The sequence below is a fragment of the Nostoc sp. LPT genome, assembly GCF_017115165.1.
In the GTDB taxonomy this organism is placed as follows: Bacteria; Cyanobacteriota; Cyanobacteriia; order Cyanobacteriales; family Nostocaceae; genus Nostoc.
Map to the genome: position 1 here is coordinate 17,046 of NZ_JABXKF010000139.1, position 23,378 is coordinate 40,423.

22 protein-coding genes and 1 pseudogene are annotated in these 23,378 nt (G+C 42.1%); 8 read left to right on the top strand and 15 right to left on the bottom strand.

The genetic code is table 11. From position 1 onward, the window contains the following. Window positions 1-9: 9 nt before the first annotated feature. Entirely contained in the window at window positions 10-606 is a 597-nt protein-coding gene (locus tag HWQ58_RS25840) for a Uma2 family endonuclease (protein WP_292869145.1), read from the top strand. A gap of 66 nt (window positions 607-672) precedes the next feature. Here the strand turns inward: HWQ58_RS25840 and HWQ58_RS25845 are convergent, their stop codons facing one another. Then, on the bottom strand, window positions 673-2,175 hold the full coding sequence (locus HWQ58_RS25845; protein WP_292869147.1) for an HlyD family efflux transporter periplasmic adaptor subunit: 1,503 nt from the start codon (window positions 2,173-2,175) through the stop codon (window positions 673-675). Between HWQ58_RS25845 and HWQ58_RS25850 the strand changes: the two genes are divergently transcribed. Then, on the top strand, window positions 2,164-2,595 hold the full coding sequence (locus HWQ58_RS25850; protein WP_292869150.1) for a hypothetical protein: 432 nt from the start codon (window positions 2,164-2,166) through the stop codon (window positions 2,593-2,595). The genes HWQ58_RS25845 and HWQ58_RS25850 overlap by 12 nt on opposite strands. Before the next feature lie 28 nt (window positions 2,596-2,623). Here HWQ58_RS25850 and HWQ58_RS25855 read toward each other — a convergent pair. The 5 genes and pseudogenes from HWQ58_RS25855 to HWQ58_RS25875 form a co-directional block, all read right to left on the bottom strand. Further along, window positions 2,624-5,565, bottom strand: a pseudogene (locus HWQ58_RS25855) (peptidase domain-containing ABC transporter). A gap of 96 nt (window positions 5,566-5,661) precedes the next feature. Next, window positions 5,662-6,462 carry a peptidylprolyl isomerase gene (locus HWQ58_RS25860; RefSeq protein WP_292869152.1) on the bottom strand — a complete coding sequence of 267 codons (801 nt, stop codon included), beginning with the start codon at window positions 6,460-6,462 and terminating at the stop codon, window positions 5,662-5,664. A 152-nt stretch (window positions 6,463-6,614) separates the two neighbouring features. Continuing rightward, window positions 6,615-7,373 carry a pre-peptidase C-terminal domain-containing protein gene (locus HWQ58_RS25865; protein WP_292869155.1) on the bottom strand — a complete coding sequence of 253 codons (759 nt, stop codon included), beginning with the start codon at window positions 7,371-7,373 and terminating at the stop codon, window positions 6,615-6,617. A gap of 318 nt (window positions 7,374-7,691) precedes the next feature. After that, window positions 7,692-7,817: a hypothetical protein gene (locus tag HWQ58_RS25870; protein WP_292869158.1), complete on the bottom strand. Its 126-nt coding sequence runs from the start codon at window positions 7,815-7,817 to the stop codon at window positions 7,692-7,694. A 1,106-nt stretch (window positions 7,818-8,923) separates the two neighbouring features. Then, on the bottom strand, window positions 8,924-9,688 hold the full coding sequence (locus tag HWQ58_RS25875; protein WP_292869160.1) for a PPC domain-containing protein: 765 nt from the start codon (window positions 9,686-9,688) through the stop codon (window positions 8,924-8,926). A gap of 425 nt (window positions 9,689-10,113) precedes the next feature. Here HWQ58_RS25875 and HWQ58_RS25880 point away from each other — a divergent pair, with 425 nt between their 5' ends. Further along, on the top strand, window positions 10,114-10,383 hold the full coding sequence (locus tag HWQ58_RS25880) for a hypothetical protein (protein WP_292869163.1): 270 nt from the start codon (window positions 10,114-10,116) through the stop codon (window positions 10,381-10,383). Between the two features lie 6 nt (window positions 10,384-10,389). On the opposite strand, the gene HWQ58_RS25885 is transcribed toward HWQ58_RS25880, so the two are convergent. The 4 genes from HWQ58_RS25885 to HWQ58_RS25900 form a co-directional block, all read right to left on the bottom strand. Continuing rightward, complete coding sequence (locus HWQ58_RS25885; protein ID WP_292869166.1) at window positions 10,390-10,581, bottom strand: hypothetical protein; 192 nt, start codon at window positions 10,579-10,581, stop codon at window positions 10,390-10,392. Between the two features lie 90 nt (window positions 10,582-10,671). Beyond that, entirely contained in the window at window positions 10,672-11,067 is a 396-nt protein-coding gene (locus tag HWQ58_RS25890; protein ID WP_292869169.1) for a hypothetical protein, read from the bottom strand. 27 nt (window positions 11,068-11,094) lie between these two features. After that, window positions 11,095-11,700 (bottom strand): VWA domain-containing protein, encoded by a 606-nt coding sequence (locus HWQ58_RS25895; RefSeq protein WP_292869171.1) that lies wholly within the window; start codon window positions 11,698-11,700, stop codon window positions 11,095-11,097. 56 nt (window positions 11,701-11,756) lie between these two features. Further along, window positions 11,757-12,362 (bottom strand): VWA domain-containing protein, encoded by a 606-nt coding sequence (locus HWQ58_RS25900; protein ID WP_190728515.1) that lies wholly within the window; start codon window positions 12,360-12,362, stop codon window positions 11,757-11,759. 294 nt (window positions 12,363-12,656) lie between these two features. On the opposite strand from HWQ58_RS25900, the gene HWQ58_RS25905 reads away from it, so the two are divergent. Further along, window positions 12,657-15,755 (top strand): PAS domain S-box protein, encoded by a 3,099-nt coding sequence (locus HWQ58_RS25905; RefSeq protein ID WP_292869176.1) that lies wholly within the window; start codon window positions 12,657-12,659, stop codon window positions 15,753-15,755. Between the two features lie 15 nt (window positions 15,756-15,770). Here HWQ58_RS25905 and obgE read toward each other — a convergent pair whose 3' ends face one another. After that, window positions 15,771-16,799 carry a GTPase ObgE gene (gene obgE, locus HWQ58_RS25910; RefSeq protein WP_292869179.1) on the bottom strand — a complete coding sequence of 343 codons (1,029 nt, stop codon included), beginning with the start codon at window positions 16,797-16,799 and terminating at the stop codon, window positions 15,771-15,773. A gap of 196 nt (window positions 16,800-16,995) precedes the next feature. On the opposite strand from obgE, the gene aroA reads away from it, so the two are divergent. After that, complete coding sequence (gene aroA / locus HWQ58_RS25915) at window positions 16,996-18,276, top strand: 3-phosphoshikimate 1-carboxyvinyltransferase (protein WP_292869182.1); 1,281 nt, start codon at window positions 16,996-16,998, stop codon at window positions 18,274-18,276. 197 nt (window positions 18,277-18,473) lie between these two features. Here aroA and HWQ58_RS25920 read toward each other — a convergent pair whose 3' ends face one another. Continuing rightward, on the bottom strand, window positions 18,474-19,136 hold the full coding sequence (locus HWQ58_RS25920; protein WP_292869185.1) for a class I SAM-dependent methyltransferase: 663 nt from the start codon (window positions 19,134-19,136) through the stop codon (window positions 18,474-18,476). Between the two features lie 378 nt (window positions 19,137-19,514). Between HWQ58_RS25920 and HWQ58_RS25925 the strand changes: the two genes are divergently transcribed. Next, window positions 19,515-19,949, top strand: coding sequence for a CoA-binding protein (locus tag HWQ58_RS25925; RefSeq protein WP_292869189.1), 435 nt, complete (start codon window positions 19,515-19,517; stop codon window positions 19,947-19,949). A 213-nt stretch (window positions 19,950-20,162) separates the two neighbouring features. Continuing rightward, entirely contained in the window at window positions 20,163-21,101 is a 939-nt protein-coding gene (locus HWQ58_RS25930) for a phosphoribulokinase (RefSeq protein ID WP_292869609.1), read from the top strand. Window positions 21,102-21,200: 99 nt separating this feature from the next. On the opposite strand, the gene HWQ58_RS25935 is transcribed toward HWQ58_RS25930, so the two are convergent. From HWQ58_RS25935 to HWQ58_RS25945, 3 genes are all read right to left on the bottom strand, one after another. After that, window positions 21,201-21,449 (bottom strand): hypothetical protein, encoded by a 249-nt coding sequence (locus HWQ58_RS25935; RefSeq protein ID WP_292869192.1) that lies wholly within the window; start codon window positions 21,447-21,449, stop codon window positions 21,201-21,203. A 90-nt stretch (window positions 21,450-21,539) separates the two neighbouring features. Continuing rightward, window positions 21,540-21,953 (bottom strand): toll/interleukin-1 receptor domain-containing protein, encoded by a 414-nt coding sequence (locus HWQ58_RS25940; RefSeq protein ID WP_292869195.1) that lies wholly within the window; start codon window positions 21,951-21,953, stop codon window positions 21,540-21,542. Between the two features lie 21 nt (window positions 21,954-21,974). Then, a complete protein-coding gene (locus tag HWQ58_RS25945) occupies window positions 21,975-22,391 on the bottom strand; it encodes a toll/interleukin-1 receptor domain-containing protein (protein WP_292869198.1) in 417 nt (138 codons plus the stop codon). Between the two features lie 224 nt (window positions 22,392-22,615). Between HWQ58_RS25945 and radC the strand changes: the two genes are divergently transcribed. Then, window positions 22,616-23,347, top strand: a complete 732-nt coding sequence (gene radC, locus HWQ58_RS25950) for a DNA repair protein RadC (RefSeq protein ID WP_104909161.1) — start codon at window positions 22,616-22,618, stop codon at window positions 23,345-23,347. Window positions 23,348-23,378 lie beyond the last annotated feature (31 nt).

Sequence of the window (23,378 nt, forward strand, 5' to 3'; positions counted from 1 at the left end):
GAGACTCAAATGACCCCAGCAACGATAGCAACACCAAAAAAAGAATCACCTCTTCTGTTTGAAGGAATGACCTGGAGAGAGTTCAAAGCAGTTGAGCAATTGTTAGACCGTCCAGGATATCGGCTCTCTTTTTTGAATGGAATTCTGGAAATACGACGAATGCCTGGAGAACCCCACGAAACCGTTAAAAAGAGGATTGCTGCATTATTGGAGCTTTACCTGCTCATGGCAGGGTTCGACTTTACTCCAACTGGCTCAATGACTCTGGAAAGTGAAACAGTCGCTGTCAAGCGAGAGGCGGATGAATCTTATAAACTTGCTCCTGGTCGGATGCTACCCGATCTGGCGATCGAGGTGGTGTTTTCCAGTGGCGGCATCAACAAACTGGATGCATACAAGCGGTTGAAGATCAAGGAAGTGTGGTTTTGGGAAGATCGTGTGTTAGAAGTCTATCATCTGCGGGGAGAAGGGAATACACTTCACTATGAAAAGGTTTCTAGTAGTGAAGAGGTGAAAGGAATCGATCTAGATTTGTTGTTACGTTGCATGAATATGGTGAATCACGTAGAGGCGATCAAGACTTTTCAACAGGCCCTTCAGAAATAGGCGATCGCACATACTTATGGGATGCTGGGTTTCACGCTTGAAAACTGCTGTGAAAAACGATTTTGTTCAGCGTAGAGACTTTAAGCTTTCAGTCTTTTGCACTAAGAAATCGGTGAAGATACTTATAATTGTGCGCTGACGCAATTTCACATTTGCATTAATAGACATCCCTGATTGCAATGGAATTTGACGCTGATTAATCAGTAACTTTTGCCCATGTAGGCGGACTTTTGCGGAAAAACGCCAGAAATTATAAACTTGGTCTGGAGGTAAGGCATCAGAGCCAATCTCAATTAGTTCGCCTTTGATATCACCATACTCTTGGAAGGGAAAGGAATCAATTCTCACATCTACTTGTTGCCCTTCTTGGACAAAGCCGATGTCGCGGTTGGTGATGTATACGTTAGCAACCAAGTTATCACTAGGAACGAGTTTTAAGAGGGGTTCGCTGGAATTAACTACAAATCCTGCTGTTTTGGCTTTGAGTTCAAAGACGGTTCCATCTACGGGTGCTGTAATTTTCTGATATTTCAGGGTTTGTTCTGCCTGAACCCCCTTACTATCAATCTCTCCAATCTGACTATTAATTTCATAGATGCGTTTTTGATTATCTACAATTATCTTGGTTAATTGGCTGTCAATTTCGGCAATGTTCTTGTCATTATCTGTAATTTTGGCGAGTAAGTCTTCTTGAGACACTGCCGCAGTATTGCGAAATTTTTGATTTGACTGTGCGATCGCTAATTGTAATCGCTGCTGTTCCCGATTCAGTCGAATTACTTCAGATTGTTTGCTGCTGACATCCTGCTGCTGTTTCAAGTATTGCACCTGGGAAATAGCTCCCTGTTGCGCTAGAGGTTCAAACTTGCGGAGAATTTGTTGATTAATTGTCAGCAACTCTTTAGCGCTTGTTAACTCCGCCTGAGTCTGAAAAAATTGCTGTTGCGTCTGTCCCGTTTCTAAATTAGCTGTAGCTAAACGCGATTCTAATTCTATTTGGCGATTTCGCAAGCGTAACTGTTGCTCTCTTGTGAGACTATTTCCAGCAGTTGCACCGTTTAACTGTGTCCGATACAACTGGTTTTCAGCAATAATTGCGGCTCGGCTTTTGGTCAAAAAGGCTAATTCTGGTTTAATTTTCAATAGAGCAGTTTGCTGTGCCACTTCTTGTATTGATATGTTCCCTTGAAGCTGACGGCGATAGAAATCATTTTCTTGCTCTAGCGCTTGTTTGGCAAGCAACTGAGCCGCGCGACTTTGCTTTAATGAAATTAGCTCCGCCTCAGAAGTAGTTTTTTCTAGGGTAACGAGTGTTTCACCTTTTTTGACTCGCTGACCATCTTTGACTAGAATCTCGTTGACAACACCATGAATCGGAGCCTGAATTTCTTTGACTGCACCCTGTGGTTCTAACTTGCCAGTAGCATGAATTGATTCATCAATTTGGAAGACTGAGGCCCAAATTACTGTGAAGGTGCTAACTCCAACAATAGTCCAAGCGATCGCTCGTGACCAAGTAGGTGTCTGTTGTAAAAGTACTGGTTGATCGAATTTATATTGAAAATTCATAGGGGAATGGGGAATGGGGAATGGGACATTGGGCATTGGGAAGTGTTGAGTGCTGAATTAAGAGTGCTAAGGTTAAAGTTCCAAGTTCAGAAGCTCAACGTTCAAGCAAAAAGGTGCAACTTCCAAGTTCAGAAGCTCAACGTTCAAGCAAAAAGGCGCAACTTCCAAGTTCAAAGGCTCAACGTTCAAGCAAAAAGGTGCAACTTTCGAGTTCAAAGGCTCAACGTTCAAGCAAAAATGGTGCAACTTCCGAGTTCAAAGGCTCAACGTTCAAGCAAAAAGGTGCAACTTCCAAGTTCAGAGGCTCAACGTTCAAGCAAAAAGGCTCAACTTCCGAGTTCTGAAGCTCAACTTTCGAGTTCTGAAGTCGAAGTTCCGAGTTCTGAGCTTGAAGCAATAATACTTCCTCCTGACTCCTGACTCCTAACTCAGCACTCAGCACTCAGCACTAAACTTTCGCTTCTTGTTGCTGATACAGACAGTAGTAATAACCTTTGAGCGCCATTAATTCTTTATGAGTCCCTTGTTCTACCACAGCACCTCTATCCATCATCAAAATGATATCGGCATTGCGAATTGTGCTGAGGCGGTGAGTAATGAAAAACACTGTTTTATCTTGGAAAGCTGTCGCTAAGTTACGGCAAACTTGGGCTTCAGCATTGTAATCTAAGGCACTGGTAGCTTCATCAAGGATAAGCAATTGCGGATTTTGCAGGACAGTACGAGCGATCGCTACTCGTTGGCGTTGTCCTCCAGACAGTCCCGAACCTCGTTCGCCCACACGGGTGTTATAGCCACTGGGCAGAGACATAATAAAGTCGTGGGCATAAGCTATTTTGGCAGCAGTAATAATTTCCTCATCGCTTGCATCAGGATACCCCAAGGCAATGTTTTCGCGGACTGTGCCATCAAACAGGAGGGTATCTTGTAATACCATACCAATTTGACGACGTAAGGAATAGAGTTCTACTTTGCTGATGTCATAGCCATCAATCAAGATTTTGCCGGACTTGGGTTCATAAAGTCGGGGTAATAATTTTAGCAGTGTACTTTTACCGGAACCACTTTGACCAACAATTCCCACAAAAGAGCCAGCAGGAAAATCTAAGTTAATATTGCACAGTTGCAATGGGCCGTGTTCCGAGAAACTGAAGCTAAGATTTTCAAAGCGGACACTACCTTGAATACTGGGCATGAGGATATTTTGACAGTTACCGATTTCTACTTCTTGGGGAGTGTCTAAAATATCAGCAAGGCGTTGCAGAGATAGAGCAGTTTCTTGGAAGTTCTGCCAAAGTTGCATTAGGCGTAACAAGGGGCTGGTAACATAACCAGCTAGGATGCGGAAAGCGATGAGTTGTCCCAAGGTTAGGTGCTGATTGAGGACGAGAAAAGCTCCCACCCACAGCACTAACATACTGGAAAACTTGTTGAGAAAGTTACTAACAGAACTGGCGGTAGTTTGGGTAGAGACTGTTTTGAAACCTGCGCTAATATAACGAGCATAGCGTTCTTGCCATTGCCAACGCGATCGCATTTCTAAATTTTGCGCCTTGACTGTCTGCATTCCCCCCATCACTTCCACTAGATAAGATTGCGTTTCAGCATTGCATTCTGCTTTCTCTTGCAATTGTCGCCGCATCAGAGGTGATACCATTAGGTTGAGCAAACCAAACAACGGCACTGTTGCCAAAGCTACCAAGGTTAACACTGGGCTGTAAATCGCCATCACCACAATATAAACTACAGAAAATACCGCATCCATCACCACAGTTAAAGCTGTACCAGTCAAGAAAGAACGAATGTTTTCCAACTCGTGAATTCGTGTTGCCAATTCTCCCACAGGACGGCGTTCAAAGTAAGATAATGGCAGACGCAACAGATGATTAATCACCTCAGAACCAAGGGTGAGGTCAATTCGGTTAGTGGTATCTGTAAATAAGTGAGTGCGGACACTGGTGAGTATTGCTTCGATGACTGCTACTACCAGCAAAAAGATGCCAAAAACTTCCAGGGTATCAGGACTGTTACCAACCAGTACTTTGTCAATAATCACCTGTGTGGCGAGGGGATTTACCAGCCCAAACAGTTGAATAACAATGGAAGCAACTAGTACTTCAATTAATACCTTGCGATAGCGCCGCAGTGAGGGTACAAACCAACTCAAACTAAACCGCGCCTTGGGAGTATTTTTGGTAGTTTGTAGCAGCAGAACCTCTCCTTCAGCCCCCCAGTTTTCCGCAAAGTCTCGTAATTTGTAGCGTAGTAGTCCCATCTCTGGAACGGCAATGAGTAACTCTTGATTGCTATTTTTGTAAATAATTGCAAAACTATCTTGCCAAGAAATCATTACTGGTAATTGCAAGCGTCCGACTGCGGCGGCGGGAACTTTCACCATTTGTGTTGTCAACCCCATCAACTCGGCGGCGGCGGCGCAAAATTGCAGAGATATAATACCTTTCTGTTCGTGCTGCTTTGTCAACACCCGTTGTAACGTATCTCTGCGCCAGGAGATGTTAAAGTATTGGCTCAACATCTGGAAGCAAGCTAGGGAAGCATCCAGCGGCCCTCTACCTTTGATATAAGGAAACTTCTTTTGTTTACCCTTAGTTGCTGGTTCTTCCGTAACAGTAATTTCTGAGGCGTAGGGAATCTCTGCGGGTAAGAGTGTTTTTGGTATAGGAGGGGCGAGATTTTCTCCAAATATTGATTTGGGCAATCCTACCAGACGCATATTTGTATTAAATTTCAGCTTGGGGTTAAGTTCATCCAACTCCAAGCGACTCCCCACAGGGAACTCAGGATCAAAATTACTGCTGACTAACCACAAAAATTCTGAATCTAACTGCTGGCGGAAGACTTTTCGTGCAGGGATTGTTTGGATGATAGCAACTTCGGTTGCAGTCTGGGCAAGCTTAACTAAATTCCTGCTACCATCTGCGCGACGGCTGAGTTCTTCGGTAAGCAGTTCATGCACTTCTAAAAGAGTAATCTCATTTTGCAACGCTTGCACAAAAGGCTGTTCCTGCTTGAGTAAGGTTAGAAAACAGCAATAGGTAGATTAATAGCGATAACTTCAGTAGAAGCGATCGCAGTTTCACATGCAATACCCCGCATATAACTTACCCAACCTAAAACCTCTCCTAGTGAGAGTAACTTCAGTGTCGCCGGATTTTGTCCTTGGGAATTGTAGGTTAATAAACGTGCTTGTCCTTGGTAGATAATGCTAATCCAATTGGGCATAGCTTCCCTGGTTACTATTACCTGCCCGATGCGATAACGACAAAATTGCACTTTGTTGAGCAAATTTTCTAAAACATTTGCTGACAGATAATTGAAAGGAAATAAATCGGCAATATATTCTTGAATATCAACGGTTGTATTTGTCATCATCTTGCATCCGATTTTAATAATTTCTAAGTCAATACACTTGGGTTAAGCCTCTTTTCTCCCCCTGCCTCCCCTGCTCCCTGCCCCTCTGCCGTTCTACGCTGCGATCGCTTCTTGAACCTGTGCTGATTTACTGTTGATTCCCATCCAGGTTTTTTCTTCTGGTGATAGTTGACTTAGTTGCTGTTGAAACCAAGTTTCAAAATTCTCTTGCAGCAATCGTTGTCGCATAAAATCGTCCAATTGGGCAGTTATAAACTTTTCCACACGTACAATTATCCATGAGTCTCCAAAGGGTACGGGTGGTTGAACTATACCTACTTGACTTGTACAAAGTAACTGAGCAAAATTAGGGGTGATAGTACCAAGTTCTACTGGGCCGATGATGCCATTTGTATCAGCTTCTGGTCCTTGAGAATATTCACGCGCCAATTCAGAAAATGATTGTTCTCCTTCTTGAATTCGGAAGAATAGCTCGTTAGCAGCTCCTCTATTTTCAGTCCGAATTAAAGAATAAATAACTTTATCAAAATGTCTTTTGTATTTGAGGAAGTAAGATTCTAGCTGATGTCCCCAAGTTATTTGCTTGAATTTTTCGACTCTGAGCTTGCGGGTGGCGAAAAGTTCTAATTGTTCTTGAGTCAAACCGTAACGTAAACACCAATCTTGGATTTTTTCTGCGCTGTTTAAATCCCAATGCTGATAAAATTGCTCTAGAGCCTGAGTTGTTTCGGCATGTGTGCAGGTGATTGGTGCGATCGCTAATTCAATAATGCTCTGAGATAACAATTGCGGGATTAGATTGTAACTTGCTAAAAAGGGGATAATTTCTGGGGGCAAGATGGCGCTGCTGCTACGCCCATCGTAGACATCGCCTAGTTGTAATGTTTTATTCATATTTGTGCAAATATTTGAGCCGTGCAGAGATAAATTGAGAAATGCAAGCGGTATTCAGGTATGGATTTGTACCGCTTGCATCATTTGCATACTCTTGAAAGCATTGCCGTACAAAACTTTCAAGTACTACTCATCACTGCTAATGCCTAAACTTAAGCAGGAACGGAGAACTGATTAAAAGTCACATTGTAGTTAGTGTCACCAGTGAATTCAGTTACCTGCAAGAAGTAGTCACCACGTACAGTAATGTTGGAAATCAGTTCTGAAGTAATACCTGCATTATTAGAGCTGGCAATTACCTCACCTGCATCGACGATGCGATTGTTGTTAGTGTCTCGAATCAACCGGATATCAGCATCGCTGCTTAATCCGTCCAATCTAATGTCGGCACCCTCACGGAATCCCAAAGAGAAGCTGTAAACATCAGTAGTGTTCTGGTTATTGACGTTACCTGTACGAGTGGTATTACCTGACAAGTGACCGAGTACAAATTCCTTGGGTAGAAGGTTGCTGGAACTAGCTGAAATCGGAAAAGTTCCAGAAGGTTCAGTTGCAGACAAGGCTAAATTGTAACTGACATCGCCTGAACTACCTGGAGCAAAGCGAGATACTTCGGCAAAAAAAGTACCGGAGCTAGTTTTAAAGTTAATCGCCTCATCTTGGTTGCTTCCGCGATTGGAAACAAGTCCAACATTTCGATCGAAGCTGTCTAATACACCGTTATTGTTAGCATCTCGAAACAGTCGAATGTCGGCATCATCACCAGTGCTGATATTTGTCAGAGATAAGTTGATATTTTTGCCACTGCTGATTTGGAACTGAAAGACATCTGTGGGATCGGATGTAGTTAAATCAAAGTTATTTTTAACAACAGGAGTGCTACCAAGTGTACCAAGATTGAAAAGTGCCATTTTTTTGTCCTTTAGATGTTGATTGCAATCTGGTAAAGTTCAGATTAAGTTGTGGTTTGCACAAATGTAAATATCGCTTGAAATCGATATTTACTGGAATTTAGTGGCTGAGAATTCGATGAAAATAAATATTATTTATTATTTTCAATAGAGCCTTAGCTGTTTGGTTGTGTGCTTGCCGTGTTCAGAACTTGTTGTTTAACCATGAATCTAAATTAAACTGTTTTTTCAATAAGCACAGCATGAAAAAGACTTCTATAGTTAGGTGTTTGTTAAAGTAAATTCCAAGTGCTTTGTATTGTTTAGTCATAAAAAGTCTTATGACTCACCATTGGCGTAATCGAGAATGAGTTTGATGAAATAAGAGATGTGTGAAGAAGTAGGCGAAAGCTTATAAGTATCTAGTACCGCAAGGCGGAAGTCAAAAGTCAAAAGTCTACGCATAATTGTATTCCAAGCTCTTGCGCCATTTGAAATGGTGAGGCAGTCGCTCAGAGGGGGTTCCCCCCATGAGGAACTGCCGAACCCGAAGGGGTATGTTTATTTCCGCCGTGTTGTACTAGGCATAAATAAATTAAAGTTTGTAGTAAGGACTTTAGTCCTGATAATCCTTGATCTGAGCGATAAATCGCTCACTACAAACTAAGAGTTTATCGATAAAGGCAGGAGGCAGGAGGAAAACTGCCCGACGCTCGTAGACTCGCTACCGCTGCACTATCTTGCGTGTTTCAATTTATATTTAATTATCTTTACCTAATTATCAGGCGCTAGTAATACCACAAGCCTTGTTATCATTGATACAAAAAAGCCTCTGATAACTCAAAGGCTTCTTATGATTAACTAAATGTTTCTGGTAGTCTTTAAACGATCGCTAATTTATGAGTTTTCACTCCTCACTTGTTACACTTCACTTCACCAGCCCCATCGGGCAAAGTGAAATGAATCGGCGATAGAACCCCACAAACGTACATCTGTGCCTAAATCCCTTCCCCGAAGGAAGCTTAAAAAATCTTTAACATCAATTTTGTTGAAATATTTGATCGATGCAGCTATAATTTATGCAATGAAGCGGTAAAGTTCAGGTATAACTTTCTGCCACTTGCATCATTTGCATACCCTTGAAAGCATTGCCGTACAATACTTTCAATTACTACTCACCACTCCCGATGCCTAAACTTAAGCAAAGGGGGTGGTGAACTAGTTAAAAGTCTAAAGTGTAGTTAGTGCTATCTTTGAATTGCTCGACTTGTAGAAAGTATTTACCAGCATCACTAATATTGGAAATAATATTTGAGGTAATACCGCTTTTAATAGAACGGGCAATTTCCTCTCCTGTCTCTACTCTGCCATTGCGATTAAAGTCTCAAATTAGTTGGATATCAGCATCGTTGCTCAGTCCGCTTTAGTTAAGTCTGATGTCACTTTTTTGTCTAAAGTCTGGAATAAAAGCGGCAAAGTTCAGGTACGATTCTTTGCCGCTTATATCATTTGCATACCCTTGAAAGCATTGCCGTACAAAACTTTCAAGTACTACTCACCATTGCCGATGCCTAAACTAAAGCTTGGCCGGTAGTGAAGTGGTCGAAAGTCACAGTGTAGTCAGAGGTAGAGAATTGAGTGACTTGCAAGAAGTAGTCACCAGATAAGTTAATGTTGGAAATAAGCTCTGACGTAGTACCTCCACTAATAGAGCGTGCAACTTCTTCGCCAGCATCAACGATGCGATTGTTGTTAGAGTCCCGAATCAGCCGGATGTCAGCATCGCCGTTCAGTCCGTTCAATTTAATGTTGACACCCTCAAAGAATCCCAAAGAGAAGTTGTAAACATCAGTAGTGTTCTGGTTATTGACGTTACCTGTACGAGTGACATCAGTTGACAAGTTACCAAGTACAAATTCCTTAGGTAGAAGGTTACTGAAACTGGCTGAAAGGGGAAAAGTTCCAGAAGGTTCAGTTGCAGACAAGGCTAAATCATAACTGACATTGCCTGAACTACCTGGAGCAAAGCGAGATACTTCGGCAAAAAAAGTACCTGAGCTAGTTTTAAAGTTAATCGCCTCATCTTGGTTGCTTCCGCGATTGGAAACAAGTCCAACATTTCGGTCGAAGCTGTCCAATACGCCGTTATTGTTAGCGTCTCGAAACAGTCGGATGTCCGCATCATCGCCAGTGCTGATATCTGTCAGAGATAAGTTGATATTTTTGCCACTGGTGATTTGGAACTTAAAGACATCTGTAGGGTCTGTGGTAGTTAAACTGAAGTTATCTCTGACAACAGGCGTGCTACCGAGTGTGCCAAGATTGAAAAGTGCCATTTTTTGTCCTTTAGGTGTTGATTGCGATCTGGTCAAGTTCAGATTAAGTTGTGGTTTGCACAGATGTAAATATCGCTTGAAATCGATATTTACTGGAATTTAGCGGCTGAGAATTTAATGAAAATAAATATTATTTATTATTTTCAATAGAGCCTTAGCTGTTTAGTTTTGTGCTTACCATGTTCAGAACCTGTTGTTTAACCATGAATCTAAATTAAGCTGTTTTTTTAATAAACACAGCATGAAAAAGACTTCAATAGTTAGGTGTTTTAAATTAAATTCCAAGTGCTTTGTATTATTTAGTCATAAAAAGTCTTATCTAGAATTCAGGTAATACCATTTATTAAGGCTGTGCCAAATTTCCTTTCTTCCTTTGTCTCCAACTCTTACGAGACGCTGCGCATAGCTTGCTTCTCCGTAGGAGTATGCGCCCTACCCTGCGGGAAAAAGTTGCGCTCCAACACAATACCCATTGGGTAGAAAAGTACTGGGTCGAGAGGTCTGGTAATAAATATTGGTACTACCGCTATTGCTGGATGGTAGGCCGCAAGAAAAATCGCGTTTACTTGGGTAGTGTGGACAGTCTCAAGGCCAAGCGTAAAAAGGCAGATGTGGAAATTGCGATCGCAGATAGTTTTGAAATTTTAGATTTTCAGCTTATCCGCAACCCCAAGCTTTGTCATAAGTTAGGGTAAATCTCGTCAACCTGCTCCCATACCTAATTTGCAAGATTCTCCAGTGCCATAGCCATTCATTACAGGATGGTCATACTCACCGTGCTGCAAGCGCAAGGGAGAAAATCTCGATTTGGAGGAAGTTGTCTTCCCAACTCCAGATGCACCGGATAAAAAAAGAATGTTTGGACGATAAAACGGCGTGATTTTTTCTTGCATAAAAATCATGCCGCTTGAATTAAGGATTGTTTATGCAGAATTGATATGGTTTTATAGAAAAATAAAAATTGCAGTGTATTTATTGTGAGTTTATTCATTGCTTCTTAAATATTCAATCGCTGCCTCTAATTTTGAGGGGTAACTTTCAGCAAACCTTTCAAACCAAAGCCCTTCAGACGAAAGTGGATCTACTTTGGCTAACCATTCTTTCGCTTGCACTTTCAAAGCTTCTAGTTGTTTGGCTTTGAGTTGTTCTTGTCGAATTCGTTCTTGTTTTACTTCTTGCTGTCTTTTTAACTCAATAGCAGCATCCTTTTCAGCAAAATTAGCCTTAACTTCTGCCAAAAGATTATCCATCAAAGATGCCGACTTTGGCGATGATGGAATAAAAGATTTGGCTACAACTGATTTTGGCTGTTGCTGTTGTGGTTGTACTTCTTTGTATTCAGTTTGGAGTTCAGCTAATAACTTGTCAATAGAATCCATTTTGGCAATTCCTAATAAATGGTATAGCTAGTCATTAATGGCATTGAGTAGCACTTCCGATAGACTCAAATCTTCCATATCTTCCATAGTAATGGTGTCACAGATATCAAACTTAGCACCAGCACTTTGGAGTTCATCATCTAAGACTTTGAGAAAGCGGGTAGCTTGCTGATCTGTACCAACTTGAATAAAAGAAATGGCTAATTCTTCATCTCGGTCGATACGACGAGAAGCTTCAATAATCACCCTCATGACTGCTTTGCGATCGTCCGGCTCACCATCAGTAACTACTAAAATTGTTTCACCATTTGGCTTGGTTTGACCGGCTGCTTTGCGTTGAAGATAATCATCAGTTGCATGTTTTAACACACTTGCCAAGTCAGTTGTACCAGAGGGATCGTTCTCTCGAAAAATTTGTGATACCTTGCTGGATGTGACATTTTCGTATCGCTTGAATTTGCCAGAAAATACATAGATAGTAATACCATCTGGGTCAAATTGCTCACACTTACTAGCTAAAGCTAAAGTTGATTCTTGGGCTGCAACCCATCTAGTTCTACCACCCTTTTGATCTTGGGTTGCCATACTACCGCTTTTGTCAATAATCAAGGTATAATCACGATTCTCTAGCATTATTCAATTCTCCAATTAAGAATTAACAGTTACTGTATGGGCGATCGACAAACATATTAGTCAGTTATTGCATTCGTCAATACATCTACAAGACTCATTTCTTCTAAGTCGTCTAAAGTGACGGTATCGCAAATATCAAATTTAGCGCCAACACTTTGTAACTGGTCATCCAAAGCTTTGAGGAACTTAGTTGCTTGGGCATCTGAACCTACTTGAATAATCGAAATTGCTAATTCTTCATCACGTTCCATTTGGCGAGTAGCATGAATGATCACTTCAAACACAGCCTTGCGATCGTCTGGTTCACCATCGGTAATAACTAAAATTGTCTCTCCGTTTGGCTTGGTTTTACCAGCTGCTTTGCGTTGAAAGTAGTTATTGAGGGCATCCTGAAGTACACTTGCTAAGTTTGTTGTGCCAGCAGGGTCATTTTCGAGAAATATCTGGGCGACTTTGGCTGAGGTGACATCATCGTAGCGTTTAAATCTCCCAGAAAACACGTAAACGGTGATGCCATCGGGGTCAAACTGTTCGGCCTTTCTGGCCAAAGCGAGAGTAGACTCTTGCGCGATTTCCCATCTACTTCTACCACCCACTTGGTCGGGTGTAGACATACTACCGCTTTTGTCAATGATTAAGGTATAGTCGCGATCGCTCATCATAATCTTCCTCTGATTGTTACCCTGTGGTTCTAGTCTAATCTAGGAATTTGACGATACCGTAAGCATTTTAAGGTTTCGTATCAATTATGCTACTCAAAAAAGCCGCGCCACAGTTGATGAATGCAATCGCCTAACCAAACCTAATCTCTTTATTTCCCTAGAGAACAAAATCTTCCCAGTCCCCAATCCCCTGTTGCATCAATATTTAGTCTGGGAATAATAAATCATACTAATGCTGACACACACGGAGCTAAACAAAAGCTGTTTAGCTCAATTTTAGAGATAAATTCGGGTATGAACCATCCTAGATTTTTAGATAAGCCCGCGCCAAAACAAAACACGCAGCAGCAAAACTTTTCTTTGGCATTTCTGTATCAGACGATCAACAGCATATCTGACCCAATTTTTGTCAAAGACCGTCAATATCGCTGGATATTACTTAACGATACCTACTGTGATTTCGTCGGTCATAGCCGAGAAGAATTAATTGGCAAGTCAGACTATGATTTTTTTTTGCAAGCAGAAGCTGATGTGTTTCGGGAAAAAGATGAACTGGTTTTCACCACAAATATTACTAATGAGAACCAGGATATTTTTACTGATGCTCAGGGTATAACCCATCTTATCTCTACAAAAAGGTCTTGCTTTGAGGATGAGACTGGTAATAAATTTCTGGTGGGTAGTATTCGTGACATCATTTTACACAATGAAGCCGAGATTGCGGTTGTGACTGGCAGAGGTACTGATATTACCAATCTGATGGAAACCTGTGAGGCACTTCAGGAAACCTTAGAAGAACTCCGGGTAGTTGAAGAAGAACTGCGCCAACAAAACGAAGAATTAGCTATCGCTCGTGAAACGGCTGAATTAGAACATCGGCGTTACCAGGATTTGTTTAATCTCGCTCCAGATGCTTACTTGGTGATTGATCTAGTCGGCATCATCAAAGAGGCTAACTATGTAGCCGCAGCCTTATTATCTGTGAGACAAAAGTATCTGGTAGGTAAACCACTAATCTTGTTTATCGCTGAATCAGACCGCCAAACCTTCATGAATCAACTGGCAAATTTGCAGCAGGTGCAGGATTGGGAAGTCTATCTACAGCCACGAAGAGGTACAGCCTTTCCGGCTCGGATCAAAATGGTTGCTATGTATAATTCACAGGGTCAGCAGGTAGGCTGGCGTTGGTTGCTTGGCGATATCAGCGAACAGCAAGCTGCACTGCGCGAGCGCCAGCAAGCAGAGAAAGACCTACACCGCATGAATGCTGTACTCCAAGCTCAACAAGAAGCTTCCATCGACGGAATTCTGATTATTGATGAAAATCTTACAGTTACATCATTTAATCAGAAATTCTCCCAGTTATGGCAAATTCCTGCTGCAATCCTCGAAACATGTGACAATCGCCAACTTCTCGGATGGGTACTAGACAAACTAGTAAATCCAGACGAATTTCTGGCTAAGGTGGAGTATCTTTACCAGCATCCAGAGGAAAGCAGCCGTGATGAAATTTTCCTCAAGTCTGGAAAGATTTTTGAGCGCTATTCTGCACCCGTGCGTAAACAGCAAGGGGCTTGTGGTGAGACATCACCTTTAGGAGACTACTACGGTAGGATTTGGTATTATCGCGACATTACCGAATACAAGCAAGCAGAGGCACAACTCAGGGCTTCAAAGCAAAAGCTGGCGTTGCTGATTGAACAAACACCTTTAGCCATTATTGAATGGAATACCAACTTTGAGGTTCAGACATGCAATCGGGCAGCAGAAAGAATCTTTGGATACACCACAGAGGAAATGCTGGGAAATCATTTTGAGATCATAGTACCTAAAAACGCCAGAAAGCACGTAAATGAGATTATCACTGCCTTGTTAACACAACGAGGAGGAAGTTTTAGCGTCAACGAGAACGTCACTAAAGATGGTAGGACGATGGTCTGTGAGTGGTATAACAACCCGTTAGTAGCTCCTGATGGCCAGGTGATTGGCGTTGCCTCAATGGTGTTAGATATCACAGAACGCAAACGAGCTGAAGAGGAACAGCAAAAATTTGTCGCCTTGATTGAAAACAGCAGCGACTTTATTGGCATTGCTTCAATGCAAGGGCAAATTCTCTATGTGAACCCTGCCGGACTCAAGATGGTGGGACTTAGTAGCCTGGAAGTAGCTAAAACCAAATCCTTGGTTGATTTTTATTCCCCAGAAGCTTTTGCAGAGTTTCAGCAACAAATTAATCCTTTGATATTTCAACATGGTTTCTGGCAAGGCGAGTTTCGCTATAGGCATTTTCAAACGGGCATAGAAATTCCTACTGATTGCAGCCTATTTATGGTTAAACATCCTGAAACAGGAGAGCCTTTCTGTCGGGTAGCTATTGTTAGGGACATCACAGAACGTAAACAAGCCAAGGAAGCCTTGCTAAAGTCGGAAGCGCAACTCAGACAACAAGCCGAAGAACTTAAAGTTGCACTCCATGAACTTCAACACACCCAAACTCACTTAATTCAAACTGAAAAAATGTCCAGTTTGGGTCAATTAGTCGCTGGAGTGGCACACGAAATCAACAACCCAGTGAATTTTATCTATGGCAACCTCACTCCTGCCAAGGAATACACCCAAGATTTACTTTCACTTTTGCAACTCTACCAAAGTCATTATCCTGAACCTATGCTAGAAATTCAGGATTTTGCAGAACAAATCGAACTAGACTTTTTGAAATCAGATTTGCCACAAATAATCAATTCAATGAAAGTTGGGGCAGACCGCATTCGCGAGATTGTACTTTCTCTGCGAACGTTTTCGCGCTTGGATGAAGCCGAAATGAAAGCTGTTGATATCCATGAAGGAATCGACAGTACTTTGATGATTTTGCAAAACCGCCTCAAGTCTAATGACCAGCACCCGACAATTGAAATAATCAAAGAATACGGTAATCTACCGCTAGTTGAATGTTACGCAGGGCAGCTAAACCAAGTATTCATGAATATTGTGTCAAATGCGATCGATGCACTTGAAGAGTCATTTGTCATTAGTCATACCCTGCGGGAAGGCGAAGCGCCTATGTCATTAGGAAACAACTCTAAACAAAGGACAAATGATAAAGGACTAATGACTTCTCCGACAATTCAGATTCGCACCCAACTACAGAAGCCAAATCAGGTAATAATTAGGATTACCGACAATGGATTGGGAATACCAGAAGATGTTAAAAAACAACTATTTGACCCCTTCTTTACCACCAAACCCATCGGTCAAGGTACGGGGATGGGTCTTGCCATTAGCTACCAAATCATTACAGAAAGACATGGCGGTTTTTTAGAATGTATTTCGCAGCCAGGACAAGGCGCTGAGTTTGTGATTAAGATTCCCCTGAACCAGGATACATCAACATAATTCGTGATTATTTCGTCAGCTAAATACCTCCACTTCTTCAGGAACCTTCATTTGGTCGAGAATTCCCCAAATTTCCTGTAACATCGGCTCCAACCCGGTACGAGTTACTGCTGAAATCACAAAAACCGGGGCGTAGGAGAGATGATTAAGTTGGGTTGCTAACGTCTCCAAATCGACAGTTTCCCGATCAACTGCATCAATTTTATTCAGCGCCAAAATTTGCGGACGTTCTGCTAAACCCCGTCCATAAGCTTGTAATTCTTCCTTAATTGTGTAGTAGTCTTTAACCACATCATCACTAGTAGCATCAATTAAGTGAAGTAGCACCCGCGTGCGCTCAATATGGCGCAAGAAATCATGTCCCAGCCCTGCCCCGTGAGCTGCTCCCTCAATTAGTCCGGGAATGTCGGCGAAAACAGTACCATCGCCAGTAGGTTTCCGCACTACACCCAAATTTGGGATGAGGGTAGTAAAAGGGTAATCTGCGATTTTTGGACGTGCAGCTGATAAAGATGAAATTAAAGTGGATTTACCAGCATTTGGTAAGCCAATAATCCCCACTTCTGCCAAAAGTTTTAACTCTAGGCGCAGCTGCTTTATTTCCCCTGGTAATCCTGGGAGGGCATATTCTGGGGCGCGGTTACGGTTACTCAAGAAATGCTGATTTCCCAGTCCGCCTTTACCACCTTGGGCAATCAGCAAAGTCTGCTTAGGTTCAATTAAATCCCCTAGCAGTTCGCCAGTTTCAGCATCATAAATGGTTGTACCGCAGGGAACTTCGATAATTAAATCCTTTCCTGCTGCCCCAGTGCAGTTACTTGGCCCGCCACGAGTACCCTTTTCTGCCTGAAAGCGGTGGTTGTATCTGAAGTCCAACAAAGTTTGTAGATTTTCTTCGGCAACGAAAAATACCGAACCACCTCGTCCCCCATTACCACCAGAGGGGCCGCCAGTCGGCACGTATTTCTCTCGCCGGAAAGCGACAATACCATCGCCACCCTTACCAGCTTCAACTTCAATTTTTGCTTGATCGATAAATTGCATCTTTCTAGAGTCCTGTTAGCGGATAGCTGGCGTTGAGCCAGTGCTGAGTTATAGGCGAGTTATAAATTATAAGTTTTAAAATCTTATTCCTCACTATTTACTTGTAACTCACACTCTTTACTCCCCTGCCCCTTTTGCTCAAGATATGGGAATATATAAAGAAAGTTGTAGCTAACCGTCTACGTAGAGGTTTAAAGTGGATACCATTGCAATTCCTGCTCTGAATCGGCCAGTGGATGCCACGGTAGAAATTCCTGGTTCTAAAAGTCTTACCAATCGGGCGTTGCTTGTCGCTGCTTTGGCGCAAGGTGACTCCATTTTAGAAAATGCCTTATTTAGTGAAGACAGCGAGTATTTTGCCAAATGTTTAGAGCAATTGAGTATTCCCATAACTCTGAATCCTAATCTGGCTCAGATTCAGGTTGCAGGAAGAGGAGGCGACATCCCAGCTAAACAGGCAGATTTATTTGTGGGTTTATCAGGTACTACAGCACGGTTTATTTCGGCGCTGGTGGCACTGGGTAATGGCGAATATCGGCTAGATGGCGTTCCTCGGATGCGAGAACGACCGATGGGTGACATGCTAACGGTGCTGCAAACGGGTGGAGCAACTGTTAATTTTGAGGGAAACTCTGGGTTTATGCCCTACACCCTCTATAGCCAGGGATTCGCTGGCGGAAATTTTCGCTTGAAAGCCAACCAAACAAGTCAGCAACTTTCGGCATTGCTGATGATTGCGCCTTACGCTCAACAGGATACGATTTTTGAGGTTGAGGGTACATTGGTTTCTCAGTCTTACATCAAAATGACCTGTCGTCTGATGGCAGACTTTGGCGTGGAGGTGATTCAAATCAGCGATAATCAATTTCAGATTAAAGCAGGTCAATGTTACCAAGCTCGACATTACACAGTAGAACCCGATGCGTCAAATGCTTCTTACTTTTTTGCCGCCGCCGCCGTCACGGGTGGACGGGTGCGGGTAAAACATTTGACCAAACAATCCTGTCAAGGTGATATTCTCTGGCTAAATGTTTTAGAACAAATGGGTTGCCAAATTAAGGATTCGGATGATTACACCGAAGTGACGGGGCCAAAGCAATTGCAAGGCATCGACATTGATATGAATGATATATCAGATTTAGTGCAAACATTAGGAGCGATCGCCCCCTTTGCTAGTTCCCCAATTACCATTCGTAACGTGGAACATATTCGATATAAAGAAACTGACCGAATTAAAGCTGTTGTCACAGAGTTGCGTCGGCTAGGTGTTGAGGTTGAAGAATTTGCAGATAGACTGAAAATTGAACCTGGCCCCATTACTCCGGCGGCAATTGAAACTTATCACGATCATCGAATGGCGATGGCTTTTGCTGTCACTGGTTTGAAGGTTCCAGGGATTGTAATTAAAGATCCTGGTTGTACAGCCAAGACTTTTCCAGATTACTTTACCCGATTTTTCCAAATGTTAGAACAATAAGAGCTATTTTCGCTAAAGGATAATAATTAGTTAAAACGACAAATACAGCAGTTTTGAAGTCAATGAAGTACAAAGTGCAAGATTCATTTAGACATTAAAAGTTTCTGTCTCCTGCCTCCTGCCTCAAAACCCGTAACTTTGTACTTCATGTAAAATAAAACTGCTGTAATATGTTAATCGCCCGATGTTAAAAGACATTATTTTTTCAATGCCAGAGTTAAACCATCTGCGATCGCGACTAAACTAAGACTTACTCGCTGGTCTTGATGCAGCTTTTGATTAAAGGCACGAATTCTTTTAGTTCTATTATCTTGCACTTGGGGGTCGGCAACCCTGCCTGACCAGAGAACATTATCGATCGCAATCAATCCCCCCGGACGCACTAATTGCAGCGATCGCTCATAATAGCCATCATAGTTGCTCTTATCTGCATCGATAAAGGCAAAATCAAAAGTTTCTGCTTCTTTTGTTGCCAGTAGCCAATCCAATGTCTGCAAAGCTGGGGCAATATGCAGTTGAATTTTATCCGTCACTCCTGCTTGCTGCCAATAGCGCCGAGCGATCGTTGTAAATTCCTCACTGATATCACAGGCTACCACCTTACCGTCCCTCGGTAATGCCAACGCCACCACTAGGGAACTATAACCTGTAAATACCCCAATTTCCAAAGTTTTTTTAGCTCCCAACAATTGCACCAGTAATGCCAAAAATTGCCCTTGTTCGGGAGCAATTTGCATTCTCCCTATCGGATACTGGGCTGTTTCCTGTCTTAGTTGGGTTAAAATTTCCGGTTCTCGAAGAGAGACTGACAGTAAATAGTCGTGGAGGTTTTGTTCGAGTCCTAATGTTTTAGTTGTCATGGGCATTGGGCATGGAGAATAAGGGACGAGTCTTTTTTACTCGTGGACGAGTCTTTGATACTCGTGAATGAGTCTTTAATACTCGTGGACGAGTCTTTGATACTCGTGAATGAGTCTTTTTTACTCGTGGACGAGTCTTTGATACTCGTGAATGAGTCTTTAATACTCGTGGACGAGTCTTTGATACTCGTGAATGAGTCTTTTTTACTCGTGGACGAGTCTTTGATACTCATGAATGAGTCTTTTTTACTCGTGAATGAGTCTTTGATACTCATGAATGAGTCTTTTTTACTCGTGAATGATTTTTTAAAAGTCAAAATTATATTTAAATGCAACTCAGTATGAGAAACAAAGCGATCGCTGAGGATATTTTAAATCATGCCAAACCTTAAAGAAGATGATAACGCCCTGCGTGAGGTATTGACCCAAGCCAAAACTATCGCTGTTGTGGGTCACTCTGATAAACGCGAACGCACCAGTTATCAAATCGCTCAATTCTTGCGGCAGAAAGGCTATACAGTCTATGCCGTCAACCCTCTAATTAAAGAAATTGACGGTCAACCCAGTTATGCCGCACTCCAGGAATTACCCGAACCCGTGGATATTGTTAACGTGTTTCGTCGTTCTGAGTACTTGCCAGAAATTTTAGATGAAACAATTTCTATCAATGCTAAAACTGTATGGACACAACTGGGTATCTGGCATCAACCATCAGCACAAAAAGCTATAGATGCAGGACTCAATGTGATTATGGATGCTTGTATCAAAATTGAATATCTGCGGCTGAGAGTAGGTTCAACAGAAAATGTCTAGTTTTTATGCGTACAGATAACTCTAACAATCATTTAGATTGTAATTATTATGCAAAAAGCGTAGTTTACCGCCGTAGGCATCGCACAAATATCCTATGTGTTTTTATATTGCATACTAAGTGTTTGTTTGAGTTACTTGCTTAAACCCTTCTAGAATAAAAACTATATGTAGGTAATTTTATTACTAAAGTTGTTTTTATTGTGGGAGGTTATGATGAGCCGTCCAATAATTCTTGGTATTGTCGGCGACAGCGCGGCTGGTAAAACAACACTAACGCGAGGAATCGCTCAGGTACTCGGCCCAGAAAATGTCACGCTCATTTGTACAGATGATTATCACCGTTACGATCGCCAACAACGTGCAGATATTGGCATCACTGCCCTTCACCCCGACTGCAATCACTTAGATATTATGCAGCAACATCTGTCGCTGCTACGCACAGGACAACCAATTCTTAAGCCAGTTTACAGCCATAAAACCGGCACATTCGAGCCACCGCAATATATTAAGCCGAATAAATTCGTCATTATTGAAGGATTACTCGGTTATTCTACCCGTGCAGCTCGTGATTCCTACGACGTGAAAGTTTACCTTGCACCCCCTGAAACACTACGCGCTAAGTGGAAAGTTAAACGAGACACCCAAAAGCGCGGCTACACAGATGAACAGGTATTAGCGGAATTAGAAAAGCGCGAACCAGATTCAGCAGAGTTTATTCGTCCGCAACGGCAATGGTCTGATATCGTAATTAGTTTCTACCCACCCACCGGAGAAGATGATGAAAGTAATGGACACCTGAATGTTCGTCTGGTACTTCGTCCGACAATTCCTCACCCAGATTTTACCCAGATTATCAACTCTGGCTATGGTAATTCTGACTCTGCAATCCGCCTGGGGCTAGACAGGGATATGAGTAAACCTGTGGATGTCTTAGAAGTTGATGGTCATGCCACCTTAGACCAGGTGAATAAGCTAGAGCATATTATTTGTTCTGATATGCCTCATTTACGAAATATTTGCGATCGCGAAAGTAATCCAGAATTGGGTAAAATTGCTGGTACAACTGGAGAAACACTCCAGAGTTATCCTTTGGCTCTGACTCAGTTGATTATTACCTACCACATGCTGAAAGCAACGCAAATTTATCAGTAATTAGGGAAAATTAAAAAGTTAAAAGGGTTTGCGATCGCGTATAGTGTTGGACTGTTGAATTATGCGATGCCTACTGCGGTAAACTACCAATTTGCTTACTCAAACTTCAGATGCACAAACGCGCCCTTCAATCGGCTCATACTCATCTTCTAGCAACCAGAGTTGAGCCTCTTCGTAACTTGAACAAGTAAATATGACTTTATAACCCTCGGCGGGATCGTATACACAACACTTTCCCTGACGATCGACAAGAAGTAACAACACATAGGGAGGCGACAGTATTGCATCAATCCAGACTTCGGCAAACTCCCAGTTATTCTTCACTGGGTCGGGTGCGGGCAGTGACATGGCATCGGTTTTCTGTCATCAATTATTCACCTCTGCATAAAATAGCGGGATGCTTGACCCTTCTGGACTGATTCTGTAGCCAGAGAATTACTAACGTAACTGGTAGCCTACGCCCCATATACGTAAAATATCACGACAACCATCTTCAAAAGCTTCTTGAAAATTTATCATTTGAAAGCTCGATAACACCCAAGAAAGCTGCTCATAATTGCAAGGTTGATAAATAATTGGAACAATCTTATTTTCAAAACGATTCTGTTGCAAGGCGAATATTAACTCCCGCTTAACCCACATTGAATCTACTGAGTTTGGAGAAAGTACTAGAAGGAACCAATCACATCTTTTTAGTGCATTTCCAATCTCATCATGCCATTGCTGTGCACCTAAAATGTTCGTTTTGCTGTACCAAACTGGAATGCCGTGATGACGCAGAACTTCTGCTAATTTAGAAACAAATTCTTGATCTTGGCTTGAATGGGAAAGAAAAGCTTCACTTGGTATCATTATTTAGAAAATCCACTCCTGTTAAGCAGCAGCTTTTTTGAGAGCTTGGGTAATATTTCTCAAACCTTCCTCATCATGCTCAAGATTTGATAAGTAAATTATCCCAAATTTCTTCAGAATCCAGGGAATTTCTAGTTCTAATTGAGAAATTTCTTCAGAAGGAGCAGCAAGGACAGGAATTACCCGACTTTTATAGCCCTGTTCGCCTAGAGCATAGCCTACTTCGGCATTCATGTAGGGAGAATAAACTGAGTTAGGCGTTAGTAAAATAACCATTGCATCAGACTCTCGAAGCTCATTAGCAATAACTTCTGCCCAGTTATCGCCTGGGAAGAGTTGAGTATCGTCCCAAACTTGGAAATCTGCATTTCGCAGAGCATCAGCAATTTGCCAAGCTAACTTTCTATCTTGAGAGTTGTAGCTGATAAATACCTTCATCTCATCTCCTATCTCAAGTATGTTCGATTAATAGATTAAATCCAATTTTATCTAAATCTTGTGGCAAGTATTTGAGAAGATGGTGTTATCAAAGGTATCTCTACATAAAAACTAGAGGTAAAATTCCCTAAAATTAAAGATTTTCTCAAATAAAGATGATTTTGAGAGCAAACAAGGGATAACTAAGGATAGTTCTATGTGTGGTGCTATTTTCTTAGTTTAATATGACTTATTGCCTCAGAATTGCCGACCTACCTACAAATGAGCGTCCGCGTGAGCGATTAATGACGCATGGTGCCAAAATTTTAGCCACAGCGGAGTTAATCGCAATTCTTTTAGGCACTGGTCAAGGGCCAGGAAAACTGTCTGCTGTGGGTTTGGGACAATATATCTTGAGCGAATTAGGCAAACACCAACGCGATCCTTTGGTAGTTCTGCGAGAAGTTAGCCCTGCTGAGTTAATGCAAATTTCTGGTGTTGGCCCGGCGAAGGCGACAAGTATCTTAGCAGCCATAGAATTGGGTAAACGCGCTTTTCAATCTCGTCCCAACGATGGCACATTAATTGATAGCCCACTTGCTGCTGCTGCTACCCTCAGTCAAGATTTGATGTGGCAGACACAAGAACGTTTTGCAGTGGTGCTGTTAGATGTCAAGAATCGCTTATTGGGTACGCAAGTAATTACCATTGGTACCGCAACCGAAACCCTAGCCTCTCCCCGTGATATTTTTCGAGAAGTTATTCGTCAAGGTGCAACGCGAGTAATAGTTGCCCACAACCATCCTTCTGGGAACCTTGAACCCAGCCAGGAAGATATAGAATTGACGCGTCAGTTGTTAGCAGGGGCGCAGCTTTTGGGCATTCCGGTACTAGATCATCTGATTTTAGGCAATGGCAATCATCAAAGTTTACGGGAATTGACAACCTTGTGGGATGAGCATCCACAGGGGGATTAGTGAAAAAGCAGGGGGAGAAATCAATTCAAAA

Bases quoted from the DNA above. Each gene is read 5' to 3' on its own strand.
- HWQ58_RS25840 (WP_292869145.1), top strand. From the start codon at position 10: ATGACCCCAGCAACGATAGCAACACCAAAAAAAGAATCACCTCTTCTG.
- HWQ58_RS25845 (WP_292869147.1), bottom strand. From the start codon at position 2,175: ATGAATTTTCAATATAAATTCGATCAACCAGTACTTTTACAACAGACA.
- HWQ58_RS25860 (WP_292869152.1), bottom strand. From the start codon at position 6,462: ATGAATAAAACATTACAACTAGGCGATGTCTACGATGGGCGTAGCAGC.
- HWQ58_RS25865 (WP_292869155.1), bottom strand. From the start codon at position 7,373: ATGGCACTTTTCAATCTTGGTACACTTGGTAGCACTCCTGTTGTTAAA.
- HWQ58_RS25870 (WP_292869158.1), bottom strand. From the start codon at position 7,817: ATGCGTAGACTTTTGACTTTTGACTTCCGCCTTGCGGTACTAGATACT.
- HWQ58_RS25875 (WP_292869160.1), bottom strand. From the start codon at position 9,688: ATGGCACTTTTCAATCTTGGCACACTCGGTAGCACGCCTGTTGTCAGA.
- HWQ58_RS25880 (WP_292869163.1), top strand. From the start codon at position 10,114: ATGCGCCCTACCCTGCGGGAAAAAGTTGCGCTCCAACACAATACCCAT.
- HWQ58_RS25885 (WP_292869166.1), bottom strand. From the start codon at position 10,581: ATGCAAGAAAAAATCACGCCGTTTTATCGTCCAAACATTCTTTTTTTA.
- HWQ58_RS25890 (WP_292869169.1), bottom strand. From the start codon at position 11,067: ATGGATTCTATTGACAAGTTATTAGCTGAACTCCAAACTGAATACAAA.
- HWQ58_RS25895 (WP_292869171.1), bottom strand. From the start codon at position 11,700: ATGCTAGAGAATCGTGATTATACCTTGATTATTGACAAAAGCGGTAGT.
- HWQ58_RS25900 (WP_190728515.1), bottom strand. From the start codon at position 12,362: ATGATGAGCGATCGCGACTATACCTTAATCATTGACAAAAGCGGTAGT.
- HWQ58_RS25905 (WP_292869176.1), top strand. From the start codon at position 12,657: ATGAACCATCCTAGATTTTTAGATAAGCCCGCGCCAAAACAAAACACG.
- obgE (WP_292869179.1), bottom strand. From the start codon at position 16,799: ATGCAATTTATCGATCAAGCAAAAATTGAAGTTGAAGCTGGTAAGGGT.
- HWQ58_RS25920 (WP_292869185.1), bottom strand. From the start codon at position 19,136: ATGACAACTAAAACATTAGGACTCGAACAAAACCTCCACGACTATTTA.
- HWQ58_RS25925 (WP_292869189.1), top strand. From the start codon at position 19,515: ATGCCAAACCTTAAAGAAGATGATAACGCCCTGCGTGAGGTATTGACC.
- HWQ58_RS25930 (WP_292869609.1), top strand. From the start codon at position 20,163: ATGAGCCGTCCAATAATTCTTGGTATTGTCGGCGACAGCGCGGCTGGT.
- HWQ58_RS25935 (WP_292869192.1), bottom strand. From the start codon at position 21,449: ATGTCACTGCCCGCACCCGACCCAGTGAAGAATAACTGGGAGTTTGCC.
- HWQ58_RS25940 (WP_292869195.1), bottom strand. From the start codon at position 21,953: ATGATACCAAGTGAAGCTTTTCTTTCCCATTCAAGCCAAGATCAAGAA.
- HWQ58_RS25945 (WP_292869198.1), bottom strand. From the start codon at position 22,391: ATGAAGGTATTTATCAGCTACAACTCTCAAGATAGAAAGTTAGCTTGG.
- radC (WP_104909161.1), top strand. From the start codon at position 22,616: ATGACTTATTGCCTCAGAATTGCCGACCTACCTACAAATGAGCGTCCG.